Genomic DNA, 14,870 nt, shown 5'->3' on the forward strand with positions numbered 1-14,870 from the left:
ACAGTGCTACATGCTATTTTAGTGCTTCTAGCAATAGGAGCTGCAGGGGTATTGTTAACGCGGCAAGCGGCGGTCGCAGTATGGGCTATTAGTTTTGCTATATTTACTGGGCTGGTTTTTTACTATGGAGCTCCAGGTTTTTTAACTAAAGCTCTTTTAATTTTGATTGAGCTTACGTTAATCGCATTTGCAATTAAGCCATTACGACGCGAGTTTGTTTCTAAACATTTATTTAAGACGGTGAGTAAGGCAATGCCTGCCATGTCTGCTACAGAGCGAGAAGCTTTAGAAGCAGGAACAGTGAGCTGGGAAGGCGATATCTTTAGTGGTGCACCAGATTTTTCAGTTTTGCGTAGCACACCTCCTGTGCGTTTAAGCGAAGAAGAACAAGCATTTCTAGATGGTCCCGTAAATACCTTATGCTCCATGCTTAATGATTGGGATATTACTCATAATAAAACTGATCTACCTCCCGAGGTTTGGAGCTATATTAAAGAAAACCGTTTCTTTGGCATGATTATTCCTAAGAACTATGGGGGATTAGAGTTTTCGGCTACCGCACAAATGACTGTTTTAGCCAAAATTTACGGCTGCTCTATTACTGCAGCATCAACGATTTCTGTACCTAATTCTTTAGGCCCAGGTGAGCTATTGCTTAAGTATGGAACAGAAGAACAAAAGAATTTTTATTTGCCACGGCTGGCGGATGGACGAGAAATCCCATGTTTTGCTTTGACTGGCCCTAATGCGGGTTCTGATGCTGCTTCAATTCCAGACCACGGCATTGTATGTCGTCAAGAATTTAATGGTAAGGAAGTCATTGGTATTCGCTTAAATTGGAATAAGCGCTACATTACTTTATGTCCAGTAGCTACTGTGGTGGGCTTAGCTTTTAGAATGTTTGACCCTGAGAACTTATTAGGAAAGGGTGAGGATATTGGTATTACCTGCGCATTAATCCCAGCTGATACCCAAGGAGTAATTAAGGGGCGTCGCCATTTTCCTTTAAATATAGGATTTTTAAATGGCCCAACACAAGGTAAAGATGTATTTATTCCTCTAGACTACATCATTGGTGGTGCGGCAATGGCAGGCCACGGTTGGCGTATGCTTATGGAGTGCTTAAGTGCGGGTAGGGCAATTTCTTTACCTTCAAGTGCCAATGGTGGTGCTCAGGCAGCGGCTTTAGCTTCAGGAGCTTATGCTCGTGTTCGTAAACAATTCAATCAGCCCATTGGTAAGTTTGAGGGAATTGAAGAGCCATTAGCGCGAATTGCCGCAAATACTTATATTATCGATGCAGGGGTAACTATGGCTGCAGCGGCCATTGACCATGGAGCCAAACCTTCAGTAGCTGGCGCGATTTTAAAATACCACACAACTGAGCGTGTTCGTCAGGTATCTATAGATGCTATGGATGTTCATGGTGGTAAAGGCATTTGTCTTGGCCCTAATAATTACCTAGGCAGAGGATTCCAAGGGGCACCTATAGCCATTACTGTTGAGGGAGCTAATATTCTTTCACGCAGTTTAATTATTTTTGGACAGGGAGCAATTCGCTGTCATCCTTATGTATTTAAAGAGTTAGAAAGTGTAAGAAAGCATGATTTAGTAGGGTTTGATGATGCATTTTTCTCACACGCAGCCTTCTATATTGCCAACTTTACTAAGTCGCTCTTATTTAGTTTGACCGATGCTCATTTTTCTAAAGCACCAAGCAGTTCGGTAAAACGCTATTATCAATTAGTTCATAAATACAGTACTAATTTGGCATTTCTTTCTGATTTTTCTATGACGATCCTTGGTGGTGACTTAAAGCGTAAAGAAAAGTTGTCTGCTCGTTTAGGAGATATGCTAAGTACCCTATATTTAATTTCAGCGGTGTTAAAACGCTACCACGATGATGGTGAGCCGGCAGCTGACTTGCCTATAGTCGAGTGGAGCTGTCAACAATTGTTACATGAATGTGAAATGGCGATGCAAGGCGTTATTATAAACTTCCCCCAACGTTGGGCGCGTGTTGTACTAAACATTATTTTAAGGCCTTTAGGTAACCGCAGACACAGACCAACGGATCAATTAGGTCATAAGCTAGCACGTATTTTAATTGAGCCAGGTGAAGCACGTAATCGACTAACTCATTTTGTTTATAAGATGGCCGGAGAAAATTGTCCAGTTGGTCGATTGGAAGAGGCCTTCTATAAAATTTGTGCGGTTGAAGAAATAGAGAAAAAGATAATGCGTGCTGTAAAAGATGACGTATTAAAATCACTAACCTTATTAGAGCAAATTGATGAAGCTTTAGCATGCGGTATATTAACTCAAGATGAAGCTAAGCAAATGATGGAAGCTGAATTAGCTCGTCAAGATGTGATTAAGGTTGATGATTTTAGTGATGATGAGTTACGTCGCCCAAGTAGTGCGTCTAAAGCGAAAAAAACAGCAGCTAAAAAAGAACAATCTGCTGCTCTAGTTTTGGATGAAGAGATTGTTAATCCAGAACCAGAAGTACCTTTTCATTAACTTACGTTAATAACTATTCTAGGCTACAACGAGTTCATTTAGTGTAGCCTAGGCTGGGTACTGTATCTTATACACATCTTTGCTGGCACACAGCGGTTTTCATTAAGTTAAGAATTATACCATGTAGCAACTGCCCTGAATTTTAATTCAAGACAGTTGCCACAATTCATTACAAATTTCTATTTACTTCATGCTAGTGTGTGTTCTGGGCTTGGCGAAAAATCACGAAACATCAACGTGGAGAGTCTGCCTATGTCGCGAAGAGATGTGTATAAGATACAATGGCTTATAACCGGGAGTTTTTTTCTAATCTAAATGCTTCTCCATAATTCGCCAATCGAGCAGAAACGCAATAGAACTAGAGATGGCAATTTTATTCAACGTACCATGGCGAGATTTGCAAGAATAATGAAAACCTGGTTGCAAGCAACCAGGTTACATTTAAAGCAAAAGAAGAGCTACATTTGGTAGAGCAGGTTAACAAAAACCTTGGAACAATTATTATATTTGATAAAATCAAACAAAAGAAAAACTGCCTCGGAAGGAAGGAACCAAGGAAAATATAATCAGTAACGAAAAGCTAAACTTCTTCAGCAACATCATCCGGCATGGTAATGTTCAATTCCAGGACTGAGTTGTCTCCCATGCGCTCAAGATTAACACTCACTTGATCTCGTGTTACATGAACGTACTTAGCAATAACTGCCAGAATTTCGTCTTGAAGTTGTGGCAGATAATCTGGAGTGCTTCGCTGCGAACGTTCATGAGAAATAATTATTTGCAGACGTTCTTTTGCAACTGATGCAGAAGCGGTTCTCCTACGTAAATAGTTGAAAATGCTCATACGGTCACTTCCTCCTTGTTTTTGCTGAATAAGCGACGCAATAATCCTTTACGTTCATTGCTAATGAAGCGCATTGGTCTTTCTTCTCCAAGAAAGCGTGCAATGGCATCTTGATAAGCAAGACCGGCATCACTGTTTGTATCAAGTACAACTGGTACACCTGTATTTGACGCTTTCAGTACAGATTTTGATTCTGGAATAACGCCAATCAATGGAATAGCTAATATTTCTTTAACGTCTGAAACAGAAAGCATATCACCTCGTTCAACACGCTCAGGATCATAGCGAGTTAACAGTAAGTGCTCTTGAACTGGTTTGTTGTTATCAATAGCTCTCTTGGTTTTGCTAGAAAGAATACCAAGAATACGGTCAGAGTCACGCACAGAAGAAACTTCAGGGTTTGTAACTACAACGGCATGATCTGCGAAGTGCATTGCCATTAATGCCCCAGTTTCAATACCTGCAGGTGAATCGCAAATAATAAAATCAAATTCTTTGGAAAGATCATTCAGAACCTTCTCAACTCCTTCGATAGTTAATGCATCTTTATCACGAGTTTGTGATGCAGGAAGAATGAAAAGATTGGGAAGACGCTTATCTTTAATTAATGCTTGATTCAAGCTTGCTTCACCATTGATTACATTAATGAAGTCGTAAACAACGCGTCGCTCACAACCCATAATGATATCTAGGTTTCTTAAACCGATATCAAAATCAATGACGACGGTCTTATGCCCTAATAAAGCAAGGCCTGATGAAATAGCCGCAGATGAAGTAGTTTTTCCTACTCCGCCTTTACCTGAAGTAATAACAATAATTTTAGCCAACGCTGAACCCTTCCCGTTTTGTTGATTCAACACAATAATTAACCAACAGTGTACACGTTAATGAATATTCAATTCAAGTATTATCAATTTTATTCGTTTTAATCATGCTGATAATAGTCAAGATGATCGTTAAAGAGTTAGCTCGTATTGATGTTGGGCAATAATTGCGGGAATTGGTCTATATCTGGGCGAATGAGCAGTGAGATATCGCCTCTTGAAGATAGCGATGGATTCCTTCATGATTTTGCGTATAAAAAAGGCTATTTCCTTTAATTTATGTGGTATTTGTGATATACTGTTTGGTTAATTTAACTACTTTACTGAGAAGAAAATGTCTCTTAATATTGTGCAGCAATCATTAACGTTTGACGATGTTTTACTTGTCCCTGCACACTCTTTAATTCTACCTAAAGATGTGTCCCTGAGAACCAAATTGACTCGTGAAATAAATCTGAATATGCCCCTGGTATCTGCTGCGATGGATACCGTGACGGAAGCTCGTCTGGCAATTGCTTTGGCGCAAGAGGGTGGATTAGGCATTATTCATAAGAATATGACAATCAGTGCACAAGCTGATGAAGTTCGTAAAGTGAAGAAATTTGAAAGTGGTATGGTGAAAGATCCTGTTACCGTTACCCCTAATATTACAGTTAGGGAGTTAATGGATGTGATGAAAAATCATCATTTCTCAGGAGTTCCTGTAGTTGATGGTAAGAATTTAGTAGGGATTGTAACCAGCCGTGATATTCGTTTTGAAACAAATTTATCTTTGCCTGTATCTCAGGTAATGACTCCTAAAGCGCGTTTAGTTACGGTAAAAGAAGGTGCCAGTCGTGAAGAGGTTCGTAGTTTATTGCATAAACATCGTATCGAAAAACTTTTGATAGTGAATGATGCATTTGAATTACGAGGTTTAATTACCGTTAAAGATATTCAAAAAGCCAAAGAAAATCCCTATGCAGTTAAAGATGATGCAGAGCAATTACGCGTTGGTGCCGCTGTTGGGGTTGGTGAGTCTACTGATGAGCGTGTTGCAGCCTTAGTTGAAGCAGGAGTTGATGTTCTAGTTGTTGATACCGCCCATGGTCATTCTCAAGGCGTACTTAATCGTGTGAAATGGGTGAAACAACATTTCCCAGGTGTGCAGGTAATTGGTGGGAACATTGCAACGGCCGCTGCTGCTCGTGATTTATACGAGGCAGGTGCGGATGCTGTTAAAGTAGGAATTGGCCCCGGTTCCATTTGTACTACACGTATTGTTACCGGTGTAGGTGTACCACAAATCAGCGCGATTGCTAATGTTGCTCATGAGTTGCAAGGTAAAATCCCAGTTATTGCGGATGGTGGGATTCGTTTTTCCGGCGATGTGTGTAAGGCTTTGGCTGCCGGCGCAGACACAGTTATGTTAGGCAGTATGTTTGCAGGAACCGAAGAGTCTCCTGGTGAAATTGAATTATACCAGGGGACTACTTATAAAAGTTATCGGGGTATGGGGTCAATTGGTGCTATGGCGTCATCTCATGGATCTAGTGATCGCTACTTCCAAGATGCTACAGCAGGTTCTGAAAAATTGGTTCCAGAAGGAATTGAAGGTCGTGTTCCTTATAAAGGTCCTGTACAAACAATCATTCACCAGATATTAGGTGGTTTACGTTCATGCATGGGATATACTGGATGTGAAACAATTGAACAATTGCATACCAAAACTGAGTTTGTACAAGTAACGAATGCGGGAATGCGCGAATCACACGTCCATGATGTGAGTATCACTAAACAAGCTCCGAATTATCAGGTAGATAAATAATAATGAATGATTTAAAACAACATCTCTTGCTTATTCTTGATTTTGGCTCTCAATATACTCAACTAATTGCACGCCGAGTGCGTGAGTTAGGGGTGTATTGCGAAATTCATCCTTTTAATATTAGCCAGGAAGCATTCACAAAACTTAATCCTTGCGGGGTGATTTTATCAGGTGGGCCTTCAACAGTAACTCATCACGCAAATCCTCGTACCCCTGAATGGATCTTTACTTCGGGACTGCCAATATTGGGTATTTGCTACGGTATGCAAACGATGGCCGTGCAATTGGGTGGTGAAGTACAATCTTCTAACATTAGAGAATTTGGCTATGCTGAATTGAAATTGCATGGGCATAGCCAGTTATTTGCACAAATCGAAGATCGCACCACTGATGAGGGTGAGGCTTTATTAGATGTGTGGATGAGTCATGGCGATAAAGTAACCCAATTGCCTTCTGGATTTAGTGTTATTTGTGAAACGCGTAATGCTCCAATCGCTGGAATGGCTGATGAAAGTCGTCGCATGTATGGGTTACAATTTCATCCAGAAGTAACTCACACCTTACAGGGTACACGTATTTTACAACGTTTCGTAGTGGATATTTGTCAGGCACCTACCAATTGGACTTCAGAACATATTATTGATGAAGCCATTCATAAAATTAGAAAACAAGTTGGTTCAGAAAAAGTATTGCTTGGTTTATCTGGTGGGGTTGACTCGTCTGTTGTAGCCGCTTTATTACATAAAGCAATAGGTGACCAATTAATCTGTGTTTTTGTGGATACTGGTTTATTACGCCTTAATGAAGCTGATGAAGTCATGAAAATGTTTGGTCAGCACATGGGGATTAAAATCATAGCGGTCAATGCAGAAGAGCGATTTTTAAATGCATTGTCTGGTGTTAGTTGCCCTGAGGAAAAAAGAAAAATTATTGGCCATACCTTTATTGACGTATTTGATGAAGAGTCACATAAGGTAGAAGGTGTTTCTTGGTTGGCTCAGGGAACAATTTATCCTGACGTCATTGAATCTGCTGCAACGAGCACAAATGGGGCTTCAGTTGTCATTAAGTCACACCATAATGTGGGTGGTCTACCTGATACCTTACATTTAAAATTATTAGAGCCTATTCGCGAATTGTTTAAAGACGAAGTGCGAAAGATTGGTTTGGAATTAGGTTTGCCGCACGATATGGTTTACCGACATCCATTCCCTGGTCCTGGTTTAGGCGTACGGATTTTAGGGGAAGTTAAAAAAGAATATGCTGATATTCTTCGTAAAGCGGATGCAATCTACATCGAAGAACTACGAAAGGCGGATTTGTATCATAAAGTGAGCCAAGCCTTCGCGGTTTTTTTACCGGTTAAGAGTGTTGGGGTAATGGGGGATGGGCGTAAATACGAATACGTAATTTGTTTGCGCGCTGTTGAAACCATTGATTTTATGACGGCACATTGGTCGCATTTACCTTGGGAGTTTTTAGGCAATGTTTCCAATCGGATCATTAATGAGGTTTCTGGGGTATCGCGTGTGACTTATGATATTTCAGGAAAACCACCTGCAACGATTGAGTGGGAATAAATAGTGTAGCCTAGTTGCTAGCCACTGTATCTTATACATAACTCTACAGTCTGCCATTAAGTAAAGGATTATATTTATAAGTTGTAGGTTGGGACTTTGGCCCAACAAGGGCATCAAGCGAGACAATAACTCCATGTTGGGACATGGGCTTAACCTACAAAATTCTTTAATTTAATGGCTGTGTCTCTTGGGTTGGCGAAAAATTACGACACATCAAGTGGAGAGCCTGCCTATACAGTCGCGAACAACCAGGCTACAACTATGATGATGAATGATCGATATTGGATGCAAAAGGCTTATGAACAAGCACTCCTTGCTCAGACTGAGGAGGAAGTTCCTGTTGGGGCCGTAATCGTAAGCCAAGAGGGCTCGCTCTTAGGCATGAGTCGAAATGCTGTTCAAGCGAGTCATGATCCCTCGGAACATGCCGAAATGCGTGTAATCCGCCAAGCCGCACAACAGCTTAAAAACCATCGCCTAGTTGGTAGTACTTTGTATGTCACATTAGAACCTTGTTCAATGTGTGCAGGCCTTATAGTTCATGCACGTGTAAAACGTCTAGTGTTTGCCACTCGGGACTTTAAAGCCGGTGCAGCAGGTTCCGTATATAACTTACTGCAGGGCTATCCTTTAAATCATAAAGTAGACATTGATGAAGGCATTATGCAGTCAGAATGTGCTCATTTACTCTCCGAATTTTTTAAAACCTGTCGCTACTAGTTTATTAGATGTAGCCGCTTGCTTGTAGCTAAGAGGTCATGAGTGCTTTAAATTTCTTAGAATTGATTTTTCTCTCTTTTTTATGGTTCTTTTTACAGACCTGGGCAAAAAAATTGAGTAGGGAGCTTCTAAGTTTACAACGGCGTTTACTTGTATGTTGGCACATACAGGCCAAGTTTTGTGAGGATTAAGCCTTTGTTTTGATAGACGCTGGGCGTCTTCAAGGCCCAGCAGGGTGGACACTAAGCATTATACCCATTACATTCTGATTGTGTAACTATATTCAATATCGTTAATGATACATTTTTGTTTCGTATATTTTTTTCTCAGCTTCTTCAATAATCCCAGCCAGTGCAAAATGTTTTAGACGATTATATTGAATATGTCCCATAGTAAAATTAATTGGGTGGTCAGATTTAGTTGCAGCTAATTTATTTTGTAGTCTTTTTAAAACACCAGAAATATTCTCCTCAAGCATTCCAGGGCATAATACACCGAACTTGTCACCTTCGATTCGTGCAATGGCATCTGAATGGCGAAAGTTACTGATTAAGAACTGGGCAAATGTTTTTAAAACTTTATCTCCCTCATTATAGCCAAATTCCTTATTGATGGATTTTAATTGTGTAATGTCAAAATAAAGTAACATGAGGCTTTTATCATAACGAGTACACAGATTTAAAATTTGCCTTCCAATTACAAGAAGGCCTTGGCGGTTAGATATTTCCGTCAGGGAGTCTGTTGTCGCATAGCGATTTGTAACAAATTCTTTAGACACGGCAGTAGCTAATTCCTTTACAATGTTTAAGTCAATATGTCCTAAGGTAGTTAATTGAGGAACAATGTCATGCATAAGACATAATGTACCAATGTTAAATTGCCCATCAATTTTTAGAGGGCATCCTAGATAAAATCGAATTTTAGGCTCACCAATCACTAAGGGATTATCTTTAAAACGAATGTCTTGCTGTGCATCATTTACAATCATTACTTCTTCTTGAAGAATAGTATGAGCACCAAAAGAAATTGGTCTTGGGGTTTCTTGAACATGTAAGCCGTATTTTGATTTGAACCACTCTCTATCTCTGTCAATTAAGGATACTAAGGCAATGGGTACTTTAAATAGACCTTGTGCAATACGTGTGATGCGATCAAAGCGTTCTTCAGCCATTGTATCTAGAATCTGAAGATTGTAGAGCGATTGTAAGCGTTGTAGCTCATTTTTGGGTGTTTCTGCATTTATCATGGTTAACTCCAAAATAATGAATGAGCGATTTTTGAAGTCTTTAGTTAAAAGTATAGTACAAAAGTATAAAAAATATACATCTTTAGTGTTTTTTTTTCGTAAAAGTTATTAGGAACTTATTTTTATGAGAGCTCTTGAATGAGTAAGTCGCGTAAATTTTCTTTTTCTTCGCTACCTAATGCCTGATTATTTTGGTTGGTGATGTAAAACATATCTTCCGCGCGTTCTCCAGCCGTTGCGATTTTTGCATTATGTAAATGTATATTTAAAGTTAAAAAAATACGGCTAATGGTGGCTAGAAGCCCTGGTCTATCGCCTGTTACTAAAAATAAACGTGTAAAATTGTTATGAGGGTCATCGTTGTAGCTAATTTGGGTTTTAACATTGAAATGAGCTAGAACACGAGAGCGCCTTTTTTGAGCTATAGCGGGTAATTGATCCTGTCTCTTTAGATGAAAGCATAAAGCCTGGCGTATGTCTTCTGACTGTTGTGGATCAAAAAAGGCTTGGTTTTGTTCATCTAAAATAATATACGTATCTAAATCGAATTGATTATCGCAGGTAATAATCATTGCTTCTTGAATTGTAACATGATGATTACTTAGTACAGCCGTGGTAATCGTAAAACGAGCGTCACGGTGTGGCATGTAAATAAATACTTCCGTACCACCTTGGCTATGATGTGGCATAATCATAATTAAAGGGAACTGGGTACAGTTCAGTATGGCTTTAGTATGCCGCGCAATAACTTCGGGTGATTCATGTAAAAAGTATCGATCTTTAAATTGGGCCCAAAGCTTTTCAACTGTGTTCGGCACAATGCCCTCAGAAACTAATATAGTTAAAGCGGATTGTTTTCTTGTCCTAATTAAGGCTGTTTTATCCATCAACTCTTGCGCTTTATGCATCATATGTTTCGTTGCTCGATATAATTCCTTTAGCAACGAGTCCTTCCATGCATTCCATAGCTGAGGATTGGTGCCACAAATGTCGGCTACTGTGAGCAAATACAAATAATCTAAATAATGTGGATGAGGTAATAATTGGCAGAAATGTTTTATTGTATTGGGATCATAAATATCTTGGCGCTGTGCGGTTTGTGACATTAATAGATGATTACGTACCAACCAAGTAAGTAAATCGCAATCTTCTTTTTTTAGGTGGTGATTTTGAGCAAAATTATTGGCTTCTATTGCACCGAGTTCGGAATGGTCACCGCCACGTCCTTTGGCTATGTCATGGAATAATGCGCTGAGATACAGGATTTCTGGTTTATCCAAGGTTGGCATGATCTGGGTACAAAGTGGAAATTGTTGTGCGTAATGTGCTTGTCTAAAGCGTGACATGTTGCGTACCACAAATAAAGTGTGCTGATCTACAGTAAATACATGGAATAAATCATATTGCATCTGTCCAGTAACTTGAGCAAAGCATTCAATATAATGGGCTAAAACGCCATATTGGCTCATGTAATGTAAGGCTTCATAAGGGCCGTTAGGTGCTTTTAGAATACTCATAAAGAGTTCTGTGGTTTTTTTTGATGTTTTAAAACGCCTACTAATCAAATAGAGAGATTCTCTAATTAAACGAATGGTGCTTGCTCTTACTCCTTCAATATCAGGTCGATCGGCTATCCATAGAAATAATTTTAATAAGGCCTGCGGTGTTTGGATAAAGACGCGGTTATTACGTACTTCAATGTATTGATTGGATAATTGAAATTCATTATCTAATGGGACTAGTTTTTGTTTTGAGGATTGGGCAATTGTTTCATCAAACCATTGTAAGAGCATTTCATTTAATTCTCGACTACTTTTTATGACTTTAAAATAGTCCTTCATAAATTGCTCAATAGCTAAGGAGTGAGGTTTATCCTCATAGCCGAAGAAGCTTGCTAATTTAACTTGATAATCAAAGGAAAGCCGTTCTTCTGCTTTTTCTGCAAGACAGTGTAAGGCAAATCGAACTCGGCAAAGAAAATGGTGGCAGTGCATTAGCTTTTCATATTCTTTATCAGTAATAAATCCATAGCTAATGCCATCGGCTAATTTTTTAATATTAAAATGGCGTTTACCGATACTGTACAGTATTTGTAGATCCCGAAGTCCGCCTTGACCATACTTGACGTTAGGCTCTAGGTTATAAGCTGTTTCACCGTATTTAATATCGCGTTTTTTTTGTTCTTGTAGTTTGGCAATAAAATAATTTTTGCTTGTCCACATATGTAGTGGATGGGTTTGATACAGCAATTCTTCCATTAATGCACCGCGTCCGCAGAGCAAAAACATGTCCATAATGCTTGAAATAACGGTAACGTCTCGACAGGCCAACTCAGCGCAAGAGGATACGTTCGTAATTTGATGACTGATTTCTAATCCAACATCCCAGCAGTCCTGGATGAAGGATTGTGCGCGTTGTAATTTTGCTTTGGAGATTTTATCGGTGTGAAGTAGTAATAGATCAATGTCAGAATAAAGTAGGAGTTCTCGTCGTCCATAACCTCCTAAAGCAAGGAGACAAAAGCTATCTCCTTGATCGAGCTGGTTTTTATGAAAAAGACTAATGAGCAGCTCATCAGTAAAGGCAACGAGCTTATGCATAACGGTACTTACATTAGCTTTTTGATCAAAGTCTTCCCGCAGTTTTTCTTTAAACTGTTTTACTGTATTTTTGAGCTGCTGATTATCGTTCTTCATCGCGTAGAGTCAAAATTTCTACACCATCATCAGTTACCAATAGGGTATGTTCCCATTGTGCGGAAAGGCTATGGTCTTTGGTAACCACGGTCCATTGATCAGGTAACAAACGGGTATGGTGTTTGCCCACATTAATCATTGGTTCAATAGTAAAGGTCATACCTGGTTCCAGTTTCATCCCAGTTCCTGGTACCCCATAATGTAACACTTGCGGATCCTCGTGAAATACTCGGCCAATTCCATGCCCGCAATAATCACGAACTACGGAACAACGGTTTTTCTCAGCATGTTGCTGAATGGCATGACCAATATCGCCCAATTGCATCCCGGGTTTAACCATCTCAATACCGATAAATAAGCAGTCATGTGCTATTTGCACTACATGCTTGGCTTTAACGGCAGGTGTGCCGATATAGAACATTTTGCTGGTATCACCATGATAACCATCTTTAATTACGGTGATGTCAATATTAATGATATCGCCATCTTTTAATGTCTTTTTTCCAGGTATGCCATGACAAACAACGTGGTTTACCGAAGTGCATATCGATTTTGGAAAGCCATTATAATTTAGAGGTGCTGGAATAGCTTGTTGTACATTAACAATGTAATCATGACAAATAGTATTCAGCTCTTCAGTGCTAACGCCTTCTTTTACGTAAGGGCCAATCATTTCAAGAACCTCGCCCGCAAGCTTGCCTGCAACGCGCATCTTTTCTATTTCGTCAGGAGTTTTTATGGTAACGGCCATGTGGTGAATCCCAAAATAGTAGTGTGGAACAGCATGAATAGTAGCATAATTGATTATTGAGCAACAGTATTTGACTTATTTATGAGTCATTTATCAAGATTGAAATATCGTCACTAACTACTTCCACGCCAGCTATCCACTTATCAGACTATACTATATATAGCAAATTGCTTGTCCAACCCAGGAAACTAAAATGATGTATCAAGAGCGTTTATTTCTATTTATAGCATGTCTATTTATTAATTCCATATCCTTTGCACATACTCATAGAAGCCATCATGGTGGTAGTCACCATAATGAGGTATATGATAATGTTAATTATAATAGTTACAACCAGCCTTACCATAATAATGTCTGGTACATTGAGGGGAGCCGTGGAACAGTACATCGTGCTGGTGGCCACCATGGGGACTGGTATAATGAGGGGGGCATTGCGATTATTAATACCGGTGGAGATGCGGCTTGGTTTGATGATAGTTTAAATAATGAGGAGGTTATAGGTGTTCCTGTGAGTGGACATTTTGATCCTTCATGTATGACAATTCAAACCTGTACCTACGATGGTCACTGCATTACGCAGCATAAATGTGATTAATATGGATAATTATGAATAAAAAGAAATTCCAATGGGCAGTAGTGGGAGCAGGGCCTGCGGGCATTGCTGCGGTAGGAAAATTATTAGACCAAGGTATTTTATCTGATGATATTTTGTGGATTGATCCACATTTTAAGGTTGGTGACTTAGGGCTTCTATGGCGCAATGTTTCAAGTAATACAAGCGTAAAATACTTCAATAGTTTTTTAAAGGATGTACGAGCGTTTAATTACGAAGATGCGCCTGATTTTGCATTAAAGCATTTACCCAAAGAGGAAACCTGTACTTTAGGTTATGCAGTGGAGCCATTGCAGTGGGTTTGTACGAATTTAACGCAGAAAGTACATGCAGTAAAAGCGATGATCCACAATATGTTTTTAGCGGAGCGGATGTGGACTTTATCTACAGCAACTGAATCTTATCAAGCTAAAAATGTTATTCTGGCTACAGGTGCATCAGCATCTTCATTAAATTATCCTGGCCTTAATGTGATTTCCTTCGATACGGCAATTGATAAAGAAAAGTTGGCTGCAGAGCTTAACCCTAATGAAACTTATGGTGTGTTTGGTTCGTCACATTCAGCCATCATTATAGTGCGCTATTTGGTGGAGTTAGGCGTTAAAAAAGTAATTAATTTTTATCGTTCACCTTGCCGTTATGCAATTGAAATGGATGATTGGATACTTTTTGATAATACGGGGCTGAAAGGGCAAACCGCTGCTTGGGCAAGAGAGAATATTGATGGTGTATTGCCTGCAAATTTGGTGCGTTATAACACGTCTGAGCCTAATATTGCGCGTTATCTACCTGAATGCGATCGGGTTATTTATGCAGTTGGTTTTGAAAAGCGTAAAAATATTATCATTGGTGATTATGAGGACACGCGCCATAATCCTCATGTTGGTATTATCGGACCTGGCTTATTTGGTTTAGGAATAGCCTACCCAGAAAACAAAACGGATCCATTTGGGAACGTAGAGTCACAGGTAGGTTTATGGAAGTTTATGGTCTATCTCAATAAAGTGATGCCAGTATGGTTTAAATATCCTACTTAATACTCCTAATTAAATACCACAGTCATTGCGAATGCCGTGAAGTAATCCAGGATTCTGTGATTCGTACTCTCCTGGATTATTTAGTCACTACGATTCTCGCAATGACGAGGTATTTAACTACTCAATTAAATTCAGCATTAAATCCAGCCGTCATTGCGAACGTAGAGAAGCAATCCAGGGTTTCGTGCCTGGAGCAGTAGATTTACTTCCTCTCTATATTCTGCACATT

Annotated in this window: 11 protein-coding genes; 6 read left to right on the forward strand and 5 right to left on the reverse strand. The window is 39.5% G+C overall.

All coding sequences use genetic code 11. The features are described from left to right. The first annotated feature begins 3 nt into the window (after positions 1-3). Entirely contained in the window at positions 4-2,523 is a 2,520-nt protein-coding gene (locus tag J2N86_RS07570) for an acyl-CoA dehydrogenase (protein ID WP_252578732.1), read from the forward strand. A 580-nt stretch (positions 2,524-3,103) separates the two neighbouring features. On the opposite strand, the gene minE is transcribed toward J2N86_RS07570, so the two are convergent. Both minE and minD read right to left on the reverse strand, forming a co-directional pair. Continuing rightward, the gene (gene minE / locus J2N86_RS07575) at positions 3,104-3,367 is read right to left on the reverse strand and encodes a cell division topological specificity factor MinE (protein ID WP_252578733.1); all 264 of its coding nucleotides are present in this window, start codon (positions 3,365-3,367) and stop codon (positions 3,104-3,106) included. Continuing rightward, positions 3,364-4,194, reverse strand: coding sequence for a septum site-determining protein MinD (gene minD / locus J2N86_RS07580; RefSeq protein WP_252578734.1), 831 nt, complete (start codon positions 4,192-4,194; stop codon positions 3,364-3,366). Before minD ends, minE begins: the two co-directional genes overlap by 4 nt. Positions 4,195-4,525: 331 nt before the next feature. Between minD and guaB the strand changes: the two genes are divergently transcribed. The 3 genes from guaB (at position 4,526) to tadA (ending at position 8,298) form a co-directional block, all read left to right on the forward strand. Continuing rightward, positions 4,526-5,998 carry an IMP dehydrogenase gene (gene guaB / locus J2N86_RS07585; RefSeq protein ID WP_252578736.1) on the forward strand — a complete coding sequence of 491 codons (1,473 nt, stop codon included), beginning with the start codon at positions 4,526-4,528 and terminating at the stop codon, positions 5,996-5,998. 2 nt (positions 5,999-6,000) lie between these two features. Next, positions 6,001-7,578 (forward strand): glutamine-hydrolyzing GMP synthase, encoded by a 1,578-nt coding sequence (guaA, locus tag J2N86_RS07590; RefSeq protein ID WP_252578738.1) that lies wholly within the window; start codon positions 6,001-6,003, stop codon positions 7,576-7,578. Between the two features lie 267 nt (positions 7,579-7,845). Continuing rightward, a complete protein-coding gene (tadA, locus tag J2N86_RS07595; RefSeq protein ID WP_252582413.1) occupies positions 7,846-8,298 on the forward strand; it encodes a tRNA adenosine(34) deaminase TadA in 453 nt (150 codons plus the stop codon). Between the two features lie 292 nt (positions 8,299-8,590). Here the strand turns inward: tadA and J2N86_RS07600 are convergent, their stop codons facing one another. The 3 genes from J2N86_RS07600 to map form a co-directional block, all read right to left on the reverse strand. Next, complete coding sequence (locus J2N86_RS07600) at positions 8,591-9,544, reverse strand: sensor domain-containing diguanylate cyclase (protein WP_252578739.1); 954 nt, start codon at positions 9,542-9,544, stop codon at positions 8,591-8,593. A gap of 122 nt (positions 9,545-9,666) precedes the next feature. Next, positions 9,667-12,240 (reverse strand): [protein-PII] uridylyltransferase, encoded by a 2,574-nt coding sequence (gene glnD / locus J2N86_RS07605; protein ID WP_252578741.1) that lies wholly within the window; start codon positions 12,238-12,240, stop codon positions 9,667-9,669. Then, the gene (map, locus tag J2N86_RS07610) at positions 12,227-12,991 is read right to left on the reverse strand and encodes a type I methionyl aminopeptidase (RefSeq protein WP_252578743.1); all 765 of its coding nucleotides are present in this window, start codon (positions 12,989-12,991) and stop codon (positions 12,227-12,229) included. The genes glnD and map overlap by 14 nt, the downstream gene beginning before the upstream one ends. 193 nt (positions 12,992-13,184) lie before the next feature. Here map and J2N86_RS07615 point away from each other — a divergent pair, with 193 nt between their 5' ends. Both J2N86_RS07615 and J2N86_RS07620 read left to right on the forward strand, forming a co-directional pair. Continuing rightward, the gene (locus J2N86_RS07615; protein WP_252578744.1) at positions 13,185-13,586 is read left to right on the forward strand and encodes a hypothetical protein; all 402 of its coding nucleotides are present in this window, start codon (positions 13,185-13,187) and stop codon (positions 13,584-13,586) included. A gap of 11 nt (positions 13,587-13,597) precedes the next feature. Further along, entirely contained in the window at positions 13,598-14,641 is a 1,044-nt protein-coding gene (locus J2N86_RS07620; RefSeq protein WP_252578745.1) for an FAD-dependent oxidoreductase, read from the forward strand. The last annotated feature ends 229 nt before the right edge of the window (positions 14,642-14,870 follow it).

This window comes from Legionella lytica, assembly GCF_023921225.1.
In the GTDB taxonomy this organism is placed as follows: domain Bacteria; phylum Pseudomonadota; class Gammaproteobacteria; order Legionellales; family Legionellaceae; genus Legionella; species Legionella lytica.